The organism is Microbispora sp. H13382, assembly GCF_014161445.1.
Taxonomy (GTDB): domain Bacteria; phylum Actinomycetota; class Actinomycetes; order Streptosporangiales; family Streptosporangiaceae; genus Microbispora.
In genome coordinates, this window is the sequence record NZ_JABBXA010000008.1 from 321,628 (window position 1) to 335,624 (window position 13,997).

Consider the following 13,997-nt stretch of genomic DNA (forward strand, 5'->3'; position numbering starts at 1 on the left):
ACGGTACGGCAGGGAAGGACCGGCGTAATTCGTCCGATCCCACCAAAGAACAGGGCAATCTTCGTGGGTCAGGCCAAAGGCCCTACCTTACTTCGTAAAGGCGCACGGCTGAATAAGCTGATCTCGTGGCAGCGCCGTACCGGACGATCAGGGACATCGTCGAGCACGAGATCGAGATCCGACGATCGCGCTTCATCTGCGCGCTCGCCCCTGCGGCCACGGAGGAGGCCGCGCGGGAGTTCGTGGCCGAGCGCAGGCGGCTCTACGCCGACGCGACCCACAACTGCTCGGCGTACGTCATCGGTCAGGGCGTCCGCAGGGCGGACGACGACGGGGAGCCGGGCGGCACGGCCGGCACGCCGATGCTGGAGATGCTCACCCGGCGCGGGTTCGCGGACGTGGTCGCCGTCGTCACCCGTTACTTCGGCGGGGTGCTCCTGGGCGCGGGCGGCCTGGCCCGCGCGTACGGCGGCGCGGTGGGGGAGACGCTCGACCGGGCGCGGGTGGTCGAGATGGTCCCCGCGGCGGTCGTGACCGTGTCGGTCGGCCACGCCCAGGCCGGCAGGCTGGAAAGCGACCTACGCGCCTCGCCGTACGTTCTGCGGGGTGTCGACTATGGCGCGCGGGTCGCCTTCGAGGTGGCGGTGGCCGAGGACCGGCTGCCCGTCTTCGAGGAGTGGATCGCGGCGGTCACCGCCGGGCGGGCCGAGACCACGCTCGGCGGCACGGTCCACCTCGCCCGCTGAGCCGGCGACGCCGGGCCGTCACCCCTCCAGGGCGTACTGCATCACGCGGAGCTTGGCCTGCGCCTCGGCGAGCTCGGCGGCGGGGTCCGACCCGGCCATGATGCCGCAGCCGGCGAACAGCCGGGCACGCCTGCCGGAGACGTACGCGCAACGCAGCGCGATGCCCCACTCGCCGTCGCCGCGCGAGTCGATCCAGCCGACCGGCCCGGAGTAGCCCGCGCGGTCCATGCCCTCCAGTTCGCGGATCACGCGGAGCGCGGCGCCGGTGGGTGTTCCGCCGACCGCGGCCGTGGGGTGCATGGCGGCCACCACGTCGAGCACCGACGCGCCGTCGGACAGCCGCCCGGTGACCCGGCTGGCCAGGTGCTGGACGTTCGGCAGCACCAGCAGTTCGGGGCGGTCGGGCACGTCGAGCGCCGAGCAGAGGGGCGCGAGAGCCTCGCGGACGGAGGCGACCGCGCAGGCGTGCTCGTGGCGGTCCTTCTGCGAGGCGTAGAGGGCGGCGCCGCGGGCGGCGTCGTCGGCGGGGTGGGCGCCGCGCGGCGTCGTTCCCGCGAGGACCAGCGACTCGACCGCCTGACCGGTGTGCCTGACCAGTAGTTCCGGCGTCGCGCCGACGAGCCCGTCCACGGAGAACGTGTAGCACTCGGGGTAGCGCTCGGCCAGCCGTTCCAGCAGCACGCGGGGGTCGATGTCCCGCTCCGCGACGGCCGTCAGATCGCGGGCGAGCACGACCTTGTCCAGCATGCCGTCTCTGATCCGCCGTACGGCTCGCGCGACCCGGTGCTCCCATTGCGGCGCCGACAGGGAACCGTCGCCGTACCGGATGCGGCCGGGTGCGGAGGGCGGGGTGACCAGGTCGAAGGCGTCGTCGCCGATCGTGGTGAGCCAGGCGCGGCCGTTCCGGCGGGCGAGCACCACGCGGGGGACGACCAGCACGGTCCCCTCGGCGTCGGCGTCGAAGGTGAAGGAGCCGAAGGCGACCGGTCCCGAGCCCGGCACGCCGACCTCGTCCTCGATGAGCGCTCCGGCGAACAGCGAGGAGAGCCAGCCGCGCGCCCAGTCGAACCGCCCGGGGCCCGGCGGCACCGTGGCCCGCGCCGCCTCCCCCCAGCCGACGAGTCCCTCACCGTGCCTGATCCAGGCATACGGCGCGGCGTCGGGCAGACGCGCCAGCAGATCGTCAGGGTCGCTCACCGCGACCGTGCGAACCACGAGGGGCCGGATAAGAGCGACACTCACCCGACTCACTCTACGCAGGATCTGAACATGTTCGACAAGAGGCCCCCCATGCGATCGTGCTGCCCCTCTGTCAAGCCGCGATAGGAATCTGGTCATGGAAGGCTCGCCTTCCCTGGTGGCGATAGAGCGTACCTCCACACGATCCCTACCTTTGATCTCCCGGAGGTGCCCATGATCAAGAAGATCACGCCGGTCCTGGTCGCGAGCATCCTGTTCGTGCCGACCGGCGCCCACGCCCGTACGACGTCCGCCGTGATGGCGGCGCTGGGGGACTCGATCAGCGCGGGGTTCAACGCCTGCGGCTGGTACGTCGCCTGCACGTCCCGCTCGTGGTCGGCGGGTGACTTCCCGTCGGTGAACAGCCACTACCTGCGCCTGCTCGCCATGGGGAGCGCAATCAAGGGGCACAACCTGAACTTCGCCGTGCCGGGGTCGACCAGCGCCGACCTGCCGGGGCAGGCGCGGCAGGCCGCCGAGGCCGGCGCGGGCTACGTCACCGTCCTCATCGGCGCGCAGGACGCCTGCGTGGGCTCCGAGAGGGAGATGACGCCCGTGGGAACGTTCCGGCGCAACATCGACGCGGCCTTCGACGTGCTGCGGCCCACCGGTGCGCGGGTCTTCGTCGCGAGTATCCCGGACGTCAAGCGCCTGTGGCGGGTGGGCAAGGACAACGGGTGGGCGCGCGTCTTCTGGGGCATCGGCCACATCTGCCAGTCGATGCTGGCAAATCCGACGTCCACCGCCAAGAAGGACGAGGCCAGGCGCGACCGGGTGCGTGGGCGGGTGATGGACTACAACGAGCAGCTCAGGCAGGCGTGCGCGAGGTACGGCCCGGCCTGCCGCTACGACGGGGGAGCGGTCTTCTCCTATCCCTTCACCCTCAAGCAGGTGAGCGCGTGGGACTACTTCCATCCCAACGCCGACGGGCAGAAGGCCCTCGCCAAGATCACCTTCGATCCCCGATTCTTCTCCGACGCCGTCGAACCCTGATCCCCCGGCGCCCTGACGTGCCTGGGCCGGCCCGGCTGGACTCTACCCCTGCGGGAGGCCTCATGCTCCTCCCAGCGGTCCCGGTCGGCGCGAGGAGAGCGATCATGGTCATGGTGAAGGACGTCGAGGCCCGTGGCATGCACCACTGCGAGACGACGGCGCTGGGAGTGCTGCTGCGGCATGAGGGACTTGATCTGTCCGAGCCCATGCTGTTCGGGCTGGGCTCGGGCCTGTCCTTCGTCTACTGGGACAGCAAGGCCATGCCGTTCCCTTTTCTCGGCGGCCGCGTCAAGCCCTTCGACCTCACCAGGAATCTGGCCGCCAGGCTGGGGCTGACGTTGAGGACGGAGGAGACCACCTCACCCCGTAAGGCGTGGGAGAACGTGGCCGCCCCCATCGACGCCGGCCGGCCGGTCGGCCTCCAGCTCGACTGCTACCACCTGGACTACTTCCGCTCCAAGGTGCACTTCGGCGGGCATGTCGTCGCCATGTACGGCTACGACGAGCACGACGTCTACCTTGTGGACACCGGCCAGCAGGGAGGAGCGGTGCGCACCAGCCGGGCCGGCCTGGCCATGGCACGGGCCGAACGCGGCCCGATGACCGCCAGGAACCGATCCTTCACCATCACCCTGCCCGCTCGCCCGCTTCCCTGGCAGGACCAGATCGTCCCCGCCATCAGGCACTGCGCCGACGCCTTCCTCGCCGCGCCCATCGCGAATCTGGGCCATCGCGGCATCGAGAAAGCCGGCAAGCGGGTGCCCGGATGGCTGCGACGTGCCGGCGAGCCGCGGCGGGACCTGCCGCAGGCCGCCCTCCTCATGGAGCAGGGCGGCACCGGCGGTGCCCTGTTCCGCGCCCTCTATCGCGACTTCCTCGACGAGTGCGCCCGGCTGATCGACGACGACAACCTCCGCGCCGGTCACCGGCTGTACGCCGAGGCCGCCGTCCTGTGGACGCAGGTGTCCGCCCTGATCGCGAAGGCTGGAGAAAGCGGCGACGCGGGGTGCCTCGATCAGGCCGGCGCCATCCTCCACGATCTTTCGCGCATCGAGAGGGACGCCATGCGGGTGCTGCGGCAGGTGTAGCTCACTCGCGGGAGCGGTGCGCGCGGACCTTGTGGCGGTTGCCGCACCGTTCCATCGAGCACCAGCGCCTGCTGCCCGGACGTGATGTGTCGACGAAGACGAGGGCGCAGTTGTCTCCCGCGCACTCCCGCACCCGGTGCGCGTACGGGCCGGTGAACAGCTCGACGGCGTCCCTCGCGACGGTCGCGACCACCCGGGCCCCGGTCGCGGGGGCGGCCCAGGACCTCAGCCCGTCGGCCGTCATCACGGGCGTCAGCGGCGGCGCCGACGCCGCCTCGTTGACCGTGTCCACGTCCGCCTGCCTCGGCATGCGTCCGTGGGCGCGGTCGCCGGCGAGCCCCCACAGGGCGGTGCGCAGGACCTTGGCCCGGACGAGGTCCTCCGCCGTCGCGTCCACCCGTTCCAGGCCGAGCCGGGACACCGCGGCCCACCGGGCGAGGTCGTCCGGCTCGTGCAGCGTCTCGTAGTGGGCGTAGACCCCCACGCCGCCGCTCACGAGGAACTCCAGGCAGAGGGCGCCCGGGTCGAACCGGAAGGAGGCCCCGTCACGCGGATGTAGCGTCAGGCTCATGTAACCACTATAAAGGGTTACATGACTCTCGAATGGAAGCTCGTCATCGACTGCGCCGACCCGCACGCGCAGGCGGCGTTCTGGGCGGAGGCCCTGGGCTACGAGGTGGAGGACAACAGCGCGCTGGTCGGCCGGCTCCTGGACGCCGGCGTGCTGGGGGAGGCGGAGGTGACCCCCGACCGCACGGCCTTCCGGACGCTGCGGGCCGTGCGGCACCCGGACGACCCGTTCGATCCGCACAGTGGCACGGGCCTCGGCCGCCGGATCCTCTTCCAGGCGGTCCCCGAGCCGAAGGCGGGCAAGAACCGCCTGCACATCGACCTGCACGCGGGCCCCGAGCGCAGGGACGCCGAGGTGGACCGGCTCAAGGCGCTCGGCGCCACCGTGCTGCGGACCGTGCAGGAGCCGGGGACCCACCACGTCACCATGGCCGACCCCGAGGGCAACGAGTTCGACGTGCAGTGAACCCCTACAGCCAGCCGTTGTGGCGGGCCAGGCGGGCGGCCTCGATGCGGTTCCTGGTGCCGGTCTTGCCGATGGCCGACGACAGGTAGTTGCGCACGGTGCTCTCCGACAGGTGGAGGCGGGCGGCGATGTCGGAGATCGTCGAGCCGTCCGCCGCCGCGGCGAGGACGTCGCGCTCCCGGTCGGTCAGCGGGCTCGGGCCGGTGCTCAGCGCGGCCGCCGCGAGAGCGGGGTCGATGACCCGCTCGCCGCGCAGCACGCGGCACGGCGTCGGCGAGCTCCTCGACCGGCCCGTCCTTGACCAGGAACCCCCGGGCCCCGGCCTCCATCGCGCGGCGCAGGTAGCCGGGCCGCCCGAACGTCGTGAGGATGAGCACGGCGCAGCCGGGCAGCCGCTCGCCCAGGTCGGCGGCGGTCTCCAGGCCGCCGCGGCCCGGCATCTCGATGTCGAGCAGAGCCACGTCGGGCCGGGTCCGCAGCGCGGCGTCCACCACCTCGTCACCGTGGCCGACCTGGGCGACGACCTCGATGTCCTCCTCCAGGCCGAGGAGCAGGGCCAGCGCGCCGCGCATCATGCCCTGGTCCTCGGCCAGCAGCAGCCTGATCACTCGCCGTCCTCCTTCGCGTACGGCACGGTCACCCGGAGGAGGAAGCCCCCGTCCGGCGGCGCCGTGGTCTCCACGGCGCCGCCGGCGGCCTTCACCCGCTCGCGCAGGCCGGTCAGGCCGTTGCCCCTGCCGTGAAGTTTCGCGGGCGGGCCGTCGTTGCGGATCTCGAGCACGAGGTGTCCGGCGTCCTCGCGCAGGCCGATCGCGCAGGCCGCCGCGCCGCCGTGCCGTACGACGTTGGTGACGCCCTCGCGCACGGCCCAGCCGAGCAGGGCGTCGGTCTCGGGAGCGGGCCGTACGGAGGAGACGCGGACGGTCGCCTCGACGCCGGCGTCCGCGAGGGCGGCCCGGGCGGAGTCGAGCTCGGCGGTGAGCCCTCTGCCGCGGTAACCGGTGACGGCGGCGCGCACCTCGGTCAGCGCCTGCCGCCCGATCCGCTCGATGTCGGCCGCCTGCCCGGCCGCCTCGTCCGCGTCCACCCGCGCGAGCCGGCGTACGGCCTCGGCCTTGACCACCATCACCGAGAGCGTGTGGCCGAGCAGGTCGTGCAGGTCGCGGGAGAAGCGCAGCCGCTCCTCGCTCACGGCGGCCCGGGCCAGCTCCTCCCGGGTCGCCTTGAGCTCGTGGATGGCCTCCCACAGCCGGATGATGATCGCCGGGATGATGCCCGCGGTGAACGTCCCCCAGACCAGCGCGAGCATGCCGCTCAGGTCGGTGCCGGCCCGTACGGCGACGGCCAGAGCGGCGGCGCACTCGGCGAACAGCGCGACCGGCAGGATCCTGCCGCGGATGGTGGTCCCGGTGGCCACGGCCAGCATGGCGACCAGGTAGAGCCAGTTGTTCCCGAACCAGGCCGCCGACGCCAGGACCACCGCCGCGAGCAGTCCCAGCGCCGGCAGGGCGCGCCGCCGGTCGGCGAAGGCGAAGTGCGTGGTGGCCACGTAGAGCCCGGCGGCGGCCAGCGCGGCCGGCCAGGCCAGCCACAGCGGGTGGGAGCGGCCGTGCCCGATGTCCCACACGGGCGCCGCCGTCAGGACGGCCCACATGTACATGCCCCTGGCGTCGGGGCCGCGCTCGCCCTCCCGCAGCGGGTCGAGCCAGGTGCCGCGTTCTGTCGTCATCGGGAACGTCACATTAGCGGTCAGGCCCGGCGGCCGGCGCGGCGATAGCCGTGCACCGCGTAGACGCCGAAGGCGAGCAGCCAGGCCGACAGGGTCGCGACCTGGCGGACGGTGGGGACGTCGCCGAACGCGACCCGCCACGACAGGCCCGCGTAGCTGTTCGACGGGATCCACTCGGCGACGGCGCGCAGCCAGGACGGGAAGTTCGCGATCGGCACCCACAGGCCGCCGAGGACGGCCAGCGTCAGCATGGTCGCGATGTTGGCCATCGCGGCCGACTGGCCCGACAGGCGGTAGCCGTTGCCGAGGCCGAGCAGGGAGAACGGCACGGTCCCCGCCCACAGGAGCACCACGATCGCCAGCCACCGCTGCGGCGCGAGCGTGACGTGGTTGACCAGCACACCGGCCAGCAGCACGGCCGCGATGCTCGGCACGACGCCGACGATCCCTGTGACGACCTTCCCGGCCACGACCTGGGCGGGGGTCAGCGGGGTGAGCCGCAACCGGCGCAGCCATCCCGCCGCGCGGTCCTCGGCGATGCCGCTGCCGTTGTTGAACGCGCCGCCGAGCGCGCCGTACGCCGCCATGCTGACCATCGTGTAGATCGCGGCGTCGTGCCGGTCGCCGGGGGCCAGGCCGAGGTTGGTGAAGACGAGGTACATGACGACCGGCATGACGATCCCGAAGATCACGTAGCCGCCGTCGCGCGTGCTCCTGATCAGTTCGAGCCGTACGTATCCCCACATCACGCGTTCTCCTTCGCGGTGAGGGCGACGAAGGCGTCCTCCAGGTCGGCCGGCACGACCTCCAGCTCGCGGACGGCGCCCGCGCGGGCGAGGGCCATGACGGTGGCGTCGGAGTCGGCGCTGCGCAGGTGGACCCGGCCGCCCCTGATCTCCATGTGGCGCACGCCCGGCAGGGCCGCGAGCCAGGCGGACTCGCCGTCGGCCGTCACGCTCACCGTGGTCAGCGCCGCCGCCCGCTTGATCTCCGCGCTGGTGCCGTCGGCGACCACCCGGCCGTGACCGAGCACGACGACGCGGTCGGCGTGCTCGTCGGCCTCCTCCAGGTAGTGCGTGGAGAACAGGATCGTCTTGCCCCGGCTGGCCAGCCCGCGCATGCCGTCCCAGAACTCGCGCCTGGCCTCCACGTCCAGCGCCGCGGTGGGCTCGTCGAGGACGATCAGGACGGGGTCGCCGCACACGGCCGTCGCGAACCGCACACGCTGCGCCTGCCCGCCCGACAGCCGGTCCACCCGGCGGTCGCGCAGGTCGCCGATCCGCGCGAGCGCGAGCACCTGGTCGAGGGGGAGGGGAGCGGCGTAGGTCCCGGCCACGAAGGCAAGCAACTCGCGGACCGTCACCCGTGGGACGAGGCCGCCCTCCTGCGGCATCGCGCCGACCAGGCCCCGCCGTACGGCCTGCTCGGGGGCGAGGCCGAACAGCACGGCCCGCCCGGAGTCGGGTGCGAGCAGCCCGAGCAGCAGCGCGATGGTGGTCGACTTGCCCGCGCCGTTGGGGCCGAGCAGTGCCACGGTCTGGCCGCGGGGGATGGCGAGCGTGAGCCCGTCCACGGCCCGTACGGGGCCGAAGTGCTTGGTCGCCGAGGTCAGGGACACGGCGTGGGGAGTGTTCGTGGTCACGGTGACGACGGTAGGCGGGCGCCCCCGGTCCGAGTAGATCGATCGATACGGCTCCGGGCAGGACAAATGTCCCACCCGGAAATCTACATCGTAAAGGCGCCGGCTCGCTACGAAACCTGAGCGAGAACCGCCGCCAGATCCACCGGACGGGACAGCATCGGCCAGTGACCGGTCGGCAGCTCACGCAGCTCCCACTCCGGCCCGCTCAGGGACGCGAAGAACGGATGCCCGGCCGCGATCAGCTCCTTGACCTGAGCGAGCGGGAACGAGCAGCTCACGAGCGTCTTCGGCAGCGCGGCGAACGCGGCGGCGTCCCCGCCGAGAACGAGGGGCTGGGTGATCGTGCCGAGCGGCTGGCCGGTGGCCCGGGAGGCCATCAGCCCCCGCTCCCGCTCTCCCAGCCCCTCGAGGCTCGCGCCCGACTCCTCCAGTTCGTCCCAGGAGGGCAGGGGATAGCGCCGGCCGTCCTCGACGCGCTTCTCGACGAACTCCCGCCCGGTGAGATCGATCTGGGCCATGCCGTCCGGCACCGGGCCGCTCTCGACGTACACCACCCGGCTCACGCGGCCGGCCGCGCGGGCGGCGGCTCCGGTGATCGCGGCGGCGCTGCCGCTGTGGCCGACGAGCACGACGTCGTGCAGGTCCTCGGCCTCGATCAGGCCGGTGATGTCGCGGATGTGGGTGTCCAGATCCAGGGCGGGGGAGGCGAGGTGGGCGCGGTCGGCCAGGCCGGTGAGGGTCAGGGGATATGCCTCATGGCCCATCCCGCGGAGTGCGGCGGTCACGTCCCGCCACGCCCACGCGCCGAGCCAGAATCCGGGAACCAGTACGTAAGTCGTCATGCGTCGACGCTAGGCCCGAATCAGGGCAGAATCGGTCCTGATATGTCGACGAATCGCGTTCTCGCCTTCCTGGAGTTGCTGCAGGCCCGGCCCGGGCTCACCGGTCCCGAGCTCGCCGAGCGTCTGGAGGTGGACGTGCGCAGCGTGCGCCGCTACGTCCGCAGGCTGGAGGACCTCGGCATTCCCGTGCAGGCCGAGCGGGGGCGATACGGCGGCTACCGGCTGATGCCGGGCTACCGGCTGCCGCCGCTCATGCTGACCGGCGACGAGGCCGCCGCCGTGGTGCTCGGGCTGCTCGCGGGCCGCCGGGCCGGCCTGACGGTGGGCGAGGGGGCGGCCGAGAGCGCGCTCGCGAAGATCCGGCGCGTGCTGCCCGACGCCCTGCGCGACCGGGTCGGCGCCGTCGAGGACATGGTGGGCCTGACCTCCCGATCCGCCACGGCCTCCCGGCCGAGCGGGGCGACGCTGCTGACACTCGCCGATGCCGCCCGCCGTCGTCGCCGCGTACGGCTGACCTACCGGTCGTACCGGGGCGAAAGCAGTGAGCGGACGGTCGATCCCTACGGGCTGGTGTTCCACTCGGGCCGCTGGTACCTGACCGGCCACGACCACCGCAGGGGCGAGGTGCGGACGTTCCGGCTCGACCGGATCGGCCAGGTGGCGGCGACGGAGGAGGAGTTTCCCGCGCCGGGGGAGTTCGACGCGGTCGCCCACGTGATGGAGTCGCTGGCGGGCGTGCCATACCGGTATGAGGTCGTGGTGGTGCTGGCCACGACGATGGAGGAGGCACGGCGGCGGATCCCGCCGACGGCGGCCGCGCTCGCCCCGGCGGACGGCGGCGTCCGGATGACCGGCCGCGCCGAACGCCTGGACGGAATGGCGCAGATGCTGGCCGGCCTCGGCGTGCCGTTCACCGTGGTGGGGCCGCCGGAACTGCGCGAGGAGGTGCGCGCGCTCGCCCGCCGCCTGTCCGAGTGGGCCGGTCAGCCCTGAGACGCCGGCCGCGTGACCGTGCCTCGCGATCACCCGCCCGGGTTCATGCGTTCTGGCTGAGGGGCGCCGCCGGCCCCTTCTGGGCCCGGGCGACGTCCAGCGCGGCGGCGTCGCGAGGGCCCGGCCGTTCCCCGGCGTCGTGTTCGCCCGTCCGGGCCGCCCCGTACGCGAGCGGGCCGGCGGCCGGGAGACCGCGCCGCCGGGCCACCAGTCCGGACAGCAGGTCCTCCCACCGCGCGCCGATGACGTCGAGGTCGTAGCGGGCCGCCGTCTTCAGGGCGTTGGCGCCCATCCGGCGGCGCAGGTCCTCGTCCTCGATGAGCGCGCAGATGGCGTCGGCCATCGCGTGGATCTTCTCCGGCTTCACCAGCAGGCCGTCGTGACCGTTGGTGATCATCTCCTTGGGGCCGGTCGGGCAGTCGTAGCTGACGACGGGGAGGCCCTTGCTCATGGCCTCCAGGATGACCATCGGCATGCCCTCGTGGCGGGAGCTCAGCACGAACATCGAGGCGTCCGCGAGGACGGCGCCGACGTCCTCGGCCGGGCCCTCGAGGAACACCCGATCGGACAGCCCGCGCTTGTCGATCGACGCCTGGAGCTTCTCCCGCCGGGGGCCGCCGCCGTAGACGCGAAGCGTCCAGTCCGGGTGCCGCTCCGCCACGTGCGCCCACGCGCGGATGAGCAGGTCGTAGCCCTTGCCCCAGGTCAGCCGGCCCACCGTGACGACGGTCTTCGCGGTGAGCGGCGAGACGCCGCCGTTCAGGTGGGGCGTCGCGTTGGGCACCTGCGCCAGCACGGCGGGCCGGTCCTTGCGTGCCTTCTCGAAGGACCGCTCATAGGTGCGCAGGTCGGCCTGCGTGAGGGTGACGACCGCGTCGTGCCTGCCGTACCTGCGGGTGATCTGCTTGCGCACCAGCGGCTGGTGCGAGGACAGGTTGCCGTGCTCCTGCGCGACCGTGATGATCTCCGGGGGCGCGAAGCGCGCGGCGATCAGGTTGAGGCCGGGCCGGGTTCCGATGAGGATGCCCCGGCGGCGGGAGCGGATGTAGCGGACCAGCTTGAGGTCGGTGCGCAGGGTGAACCAGTGGTGGGCCGCCTCGTCCTTGGGCACCAGCCTGCTCGGGAAGCGCGACAGCAGGCCCTTGCGGCGAGGGAGCCGGTCGTCGAGATAACGGACGCGCACTCCGGGAGGAACGGGGAGGAAGGGCTCCTCACGTTCCCGCACGACGCTCACGATCTCGACGTCGTGGGTGCGCGCCAGATATCCGGCGAGGTTGAAGACCGTGCGGATCGTGCCGCCCATGCCGTTGGCGTGCAGCAGCAGGATGCGGATCTCGTGACCGTCGGGCGGCGGCGCCGACCGGGCACGCTGCCGGTCGCGAGCCTCCATCGCCCGTACGACCGCTCTGGCCGCTTTCCTTGCCACCCTGCGGTGAAGAGAAGACACAGTCATGCCCCGTTCGTGTCAGATGAAGATCCCCTTTCCCTATGACGTAACTGGCAGTTCTCTCGTTGTTGTGATCTAAGTCACGTTGTGCGGAAAAGTCGGTATATGGTCGTCCGTTTGCTGGGAGTGTCCTCCAGCGCGGCGGGCACATCATGCACGCCGACCGGCTCGAACACGCCCTCCGGGAGATAGGAGCAGGCCCGGTCGGGGACCCCGATAAGGACATCGCCGCCCGCGCGGGACAGGAACGGGGTGACCCGCCGGGCCAGCGGCTCCTCGTAGTAGACGTCCCCGGCCAGCACGACCTGCTGGGACGGCGCCCCGTCGAGCAGGTCGCCCCCGGCGACCCGCACCGCGACGCCGTTGGCGCGGGCGTTGACGCCGACGGCCGCCAGCGCGTACGGGTCGACGTCGTTGGCGACGACGAGGGCGGCTCCGGCCAGCGCCGCGGCGACCGCGACCAGTCCCGAGCCGCTGGCGAGGTCGAGAACGGTACGGCCCCGCACGATCTCGGGATGGTCGAGCACGTGACGGGCCAGCGCCTGCCCGCCGGCCCAGGGACAGGCCCAGAAAGGCAGCCGCCCGGCGCGCTCCCACAGCTCGTACACGCGGTCGTCCTCGCCCGCGTCCCGCGTGGCGCCCGCGGCGATCACACGCAGTCGTATCTCCGGCACGTACGGCACGGCCGCGAGCCCGGTGTGCGCGCGCACGAAATCCTCGGCGTCCTCGGCGTCCTGCACGGTGGCCGATCGTATCCGCACGGACCAGCCTCCGGGTCACAGAAGCGTGAGCTGCTCGGCCGTCGCGGCCGGTGCGGGCGGGCGGACCGGCCGCTTGCCGAGCCGTCGCGCGCCACGGGCGCCGCGCGGGGCCGACCGGCCGACGCCGTGCTCGCGGGCGAGCGCCCGCACGGTCTCGGCGATCCGTTCCTGGTACGCCCTGGGGGCGTAGGCGCCCCTGCCGTACAGCTCCAGGTAGCGGGGGACGAGCCGGGGGTGCTCACGGGACAGCCAGGCCATGAACCACTCGCGCGCGCCGGGCCGCAGGTGGAGCACGATAGGGGTCACGTGCGTGGCGCCGGCCTCGGCGATGCGGCGGACGGTGGTCTCCAGCGCCCGCGGCGAGTCGGACAGGTAGGGGAGGATCGGCGCCATCAGCACGCCGCACGCGACGCCGTGCTCGTTGAGGGTGGCGCACACCTCCAGCCGCTTGCGCGGCGAGGGGGTGCCGGGCTCGACGGCCCGCCACAGCGGCTCATCGGTGAACCCGGCCGAGACGGCCGTGCTCACGTCGGTCACCTCGGCCGCCTCGGCGAGCAGATCGAGGTCGCGCAGGATGAGCGAGCCCTTGGTCAGGATCGAGAACGGGTTGCGTGCGTCCCGCAGGGCGCCGATGATGCCGGGCATCAGCCGGTAGCGGCCCTCGGCGCGCTGATAGCAGTCGACGTTGGTCCCCATCGCGATGGGCTGCCCGGGCCACCGGGGCGCCGCCAGCTCCCTGCGTACGAGGTCGGGGGCGTTGACCTTCACCACGATCTTCGAGTCGAAGTCCCGCCCGGAGTCCAGGTCGAGGTATTCGTGCGTCCTGCGGGCGAAGCAGTACGTGCACGCGTGCGTACAGCCGCGGTAGGGGTTGATGGTCCACTCGAACGGGACCCGGCTCGCCGAGGGGACCCGGTTGACGATCGATCGCGCGTGGATCTCGTAGAAGGTGACGCCCCGGAACTCGGGGGTGTCGAAGGTCCGCGTCACGGCCGACCGGGCGAACAGGGGTGTCGGCTCCCTTTGTCCGCCTTCGTCGGTCTCGAGGCGCAGCCCGTCCCATCGCACCCTCCGATTAGAACAGAGGTTCGATCGAGATCGCAACAGGCAACGCGTCGTAAATCGCGGGCCTGGAAACGGCTAACGATCTTCATCGTTGGGCAGAACGTCGGCACATACCTTGCGTTCTGGGAGAGTTGCGCGATGGCCTGGTCGCAGGACGAAGAGCGGATGCTGGCGATGATCGAGCGGCACCTCACCGACGAGGATCCGAAGCTCGCGGCCAGGCTCGAGTCGTTCAACCACCGTGTGGAGCGTGGACGGCAGGGACGGGCCCCCGGTCGCCGGCCGGGCCGCTCGACGGTGATCATCGCGGTGAGCTGGCTGCTCATCGCCACGTTGATCGCGACACTGCTGGTCATGGCCCTGCGGCACGACGCCGCCGCTCTCCCGGTGTAGCGCCGGCGTCAGGTCATCCGCGC

At 72.4% G+C, this 13,997-nt stretch carries 15 protein-coding genes and 1 pseudogene; 6 read left to right on the plus strand and 10 right to left on the minus strand.

Annotated features, from left to right (window positions below; genetic code table 11):
• The first annotated feature begins 125 nt into the window (after positions 1-125).
• Entirely contained in the window at positions 126-746 is a 621-nt protein-coding gene (locus tag HHX41_RS18905; RefSeq protein WP_169984369.1) for a YigZ family protein, read from the plus strand.
• An 18-nt stretch (positions 747-764) separates the two neighbouring features.
• On the opposite strand, the gene HHX41_RS18910 is transcribed toward HHX41_RS18905, so the two are convergent.
• Complete coding sequence (locus HHX41_RS18910) at positions 765-1,988, minus strand: isochorismate synthase (protein WP_310742057.1); 1,224 nt, start codon at positions 1,986-1,988, stop codon at positions 765-767.
• A 171-nt stretch (positions 1,989-2,159) separates the two neighbouring features.
• Here HHX41_RS18910 and HHX41_RS18915 point away from each other — a divergent pair, with 171 nt between their 5' ends.
• Both HHX41_RS18915 and HHX41_RS18920 read left to right on the plus strand, forming a co-directional pair.
• Positions 2,160-2,978, plus strand: coding sequence for a GDSL-type esterase/lipase family protein (locus tag HHX41_RS18915; protein ID WP_182907019.1), 819 nt, complete (start codon positions 2,160-2,162; stop codon positions 2,976-2,978).
• A 62-nt stretch (positions 2,979-3,040) separates the two neighbouring features.
• Positions 3,041-4,066 (plus strand): BtrH N-terminal domain-containing protein, encoded by a 1,026-nt coding sequence (locus tag HHX41_RS18920; RefSeq protein ID WP_259401085.1) that lies wholly within the window; start codon positions 3,041-3,043, stop codon positions 4,064-4,066.
• A gap of 1 nt (position 4,067) precedes the next feature.
• Here HHX41_RS18920 and HHX41_RS18925 read toward each other — a convergent pair whose 3' ends face one another.
• Positions 4,068-4,637, minus strand: coding sequence for an ABATE domain-containing protein (locus HHX41_RS18925; RefSeq protein WP_182907020.1), 570 nt, complete (start codon positions 4,635-4,637; stop codon positions 4,068-4,070).
• Between the two features lie 21 nt (positions 4,638-4,658).
• Here HHX41_RS18925 and HHX41_RS18930 point away from each other — a divergent pair, with 21 nt between their 5' ends.
• A complete protein-coding gene (locus HHX41_RS18930; protein WP_182907021.1) occupies positions 4,659-5,102 on the plus strand; it encodes a VOC family protein in 444 nt (147 codons plus the stop codon).
• Between the two features lie 4 nt (positions 5,103-5,106).
• Here HHX41_RS18930 and HHX41_RS18935 read toward each other — a convergent pair.
• The 5 genes and pseudogenes from HHX41_RS18935 to HHX41_RS18955 form a co-directional block, all read right to left on the minus strand.
• Positions 5,107-5,710 (minus strand): annotated as a pseudogene (locus HHX41_RS18935) (response regulator).
• Positions 5,707-6,831: a sensor histidine kinase gene (locus tag HHX41_RS18940; protein WP_182907022.1), complete on the minus strand. Its 1,125-nt coding sequence runs from the start codon at positions 6,829-6,831 to the stop codon at positions 5,707-5,709. Before HHX41_RS18940 ends, HHX41_RS18935 begins: the two are co-directional and overlap by 4 nt.
• Before the next feature lie 20 nt (positions 6,832-6,851).
• Positions 6,852-7,577: an ABC transporter permease gene (locus tag HHX41_RS18945; protein ID WP_182907066.1), complete on the minus strand. Its 726-nt coding sequence runs from the start codon at positions 7,575-7,577 to the stop codon at positions 6,852-6,854.
• A complete protein-coding gene (locus tag HHX41_RS18950) occupies positions 7,577-8,473 on the minus strand; it encodes an ABC transporter ATP-binding protein (RefSeq protein ID WP_310742058.1) in 897 nt (298 codons plus the stop codon). Before HHX41_RS18950 ends, HHX41_RS18945 begins: the two co-directional genes overlap by 1 nt.
• Before the next feature lie 107 nt (positions 8,474-8,580).
• Complete coding sequence (locus HHX41_RS18955; protein ID WP_182907023.1) at positions 8,581-9,315, minus strand: alpha/beta fold hydrolase; 735 nt, start codon at positions 9,313-9,315, stop codon at positions 8,581-8,583.
• A gap of 42 nt (positions 9,316-9,357) precedes the next feature.
• On the opposite strand from HHX41_RS18955, the gene HHX41_RS18960 reads away from it, so the two are divergent.
• Positions 9,358-10,308 carry a YafY family protein gene (locus HHX41_RS18960; RefSeq protein ID WP_182907024.1) on the plus strand — a complete coding sequence of 317 codons (951 nt, stop codon included), beginning with the start codon at positions 9,358-9,360 and terminating at the stop codon, positions 10,306-10,308.
• Between the two features lie 43 nt (positions 10,309-10,351).
• Here HHX41_RS18960 and HHX41_RS18965 read toward each other — a convergent pair whose 3' ends face one another.
• The 3 genes from HHX41_RS18965 to HHX41_RS18975 form a co-directional block, all read right to left on the minus strand.
• Entirely contained in the window at positions 10,352-11,734 is a 1,383-nt protein-coding gene (locus HHX41_RS18965) for a glycosyltransferase family 4 protein (RefSeq protein WP_310742059.1), read from the minus strand.
• 101 nt (positions 11,735-11,835) lie between these two features.
• Positions 11,836-12,516, minus strand: coding sequence for a methyltransferase (locus HHX41_RS18970; protein WP_220504193.1), 681 nt, complete (start codon positions 12,514-12,516; stop codon positions 11,836-11,838).
• Positions 12,517-12,531: 15 nt separating this feature from the next.
• The gene (locus tag HHX41_RS18975) at positions 12,532-13,584 is read right to left on the minus strand and encodes an Rv2578c family radical SAM protein (protein ID WP_182907026.1); all 1,053 of its coding nucleotides are present in this window, start codon (positions 13,582-13,584) and stop codon (positions 12,532-12,534) included.
• Positions 13,585-13,719: 135 nt separating this feature from the next.
• Here HHX41_RS18975 and HHX41_RS18980 point away from each other — a divergent pair, with 135 nt between their 5' ends.
• Positions 13,720-13,974 (plus strand): DUF3040 domain-containing protein, encoded by a 255-nt coding sequence (locus HHX41_RS18980; RefSeq protein WP_169984357.1) that lies wholly within the window; start codon positions 13,720-13,722, stop codon positions 13,972-13,974.
• Positions 13,975-13,997 lie beyond the last annotated feature (23 nt).

What these genes read in the sequence shown, in the direction of transcription:
- HHX41_RS18980 (WP_169984357.1), top strand. Translation starts at nt 13,720, where the DNA reads ATGGCCTGGTCGCAGGACGAAGAGCGGATGCTGGCGATGATCGAGCGG.
- HHX41_RS18955 (WP_182907023.1), bottom strand. Translation starts at nt 9,315, where the DNA reads ATGACGACTTACGTACTGGTTCCCGGATTCTGGCTCGGCGCGTGGGCG.
- HHX41_RS18960 (WP_182907024.1), top strand. Translation starts at nt 9,358, where the DNA reads ATGTCGACGAATCGCGTTCTCGCCTTCCTGGAGTTGCTGCAGGCCCGG.
- HHX41_RS18940 (WP_182907022.1), bottom strand. Translation starts at nt 6,831, where the DNA reads ATGACGACAGAACGCGGCACCTGGCTCGACCCGCTGCGGGAGGGCGAG.
- HHX41_RS18925 (WP_182907020.1), bottom strand. Translation starts at nt 4,637, where the DNA reads ATGAGCCTGACGCTACATCCGCGTGACGGGGCCTCCTTCCGGTTCGAC.
- HHX41_RS18915 (WP_182907019.1), top strand. Translation starts at nt 2,160, where the DNA reads ATGATCAAGAAGATCACGCCGGTCCTGGTCGCGAGCATCCTGTTCGTG.
- HHX41_RS18930 (WP_182907021.1), top strand. Translation starts at nt 4,659, where the DNA reads ATGACTCTCGAATGGAAGCTCGTCATCGACTGCGCCGACCCGCACGCG.
- HHX41_RS18945 (WP_182907066.1), bottom strand. Translation starts at nt 7,577, where the DNA reads ATGTGGGGATACGTACGGCTCGAACTGATCAGGAGCACGCGCGACGGC.
- HHX41_RS18920 (WP_259401085.1), top strand. Translation starts at nt 3,041, where the DNA reads ATGCTCCTCCCAGCGGTCCCGGTCGGCGCGAGGAGAGCGATCATGGTC.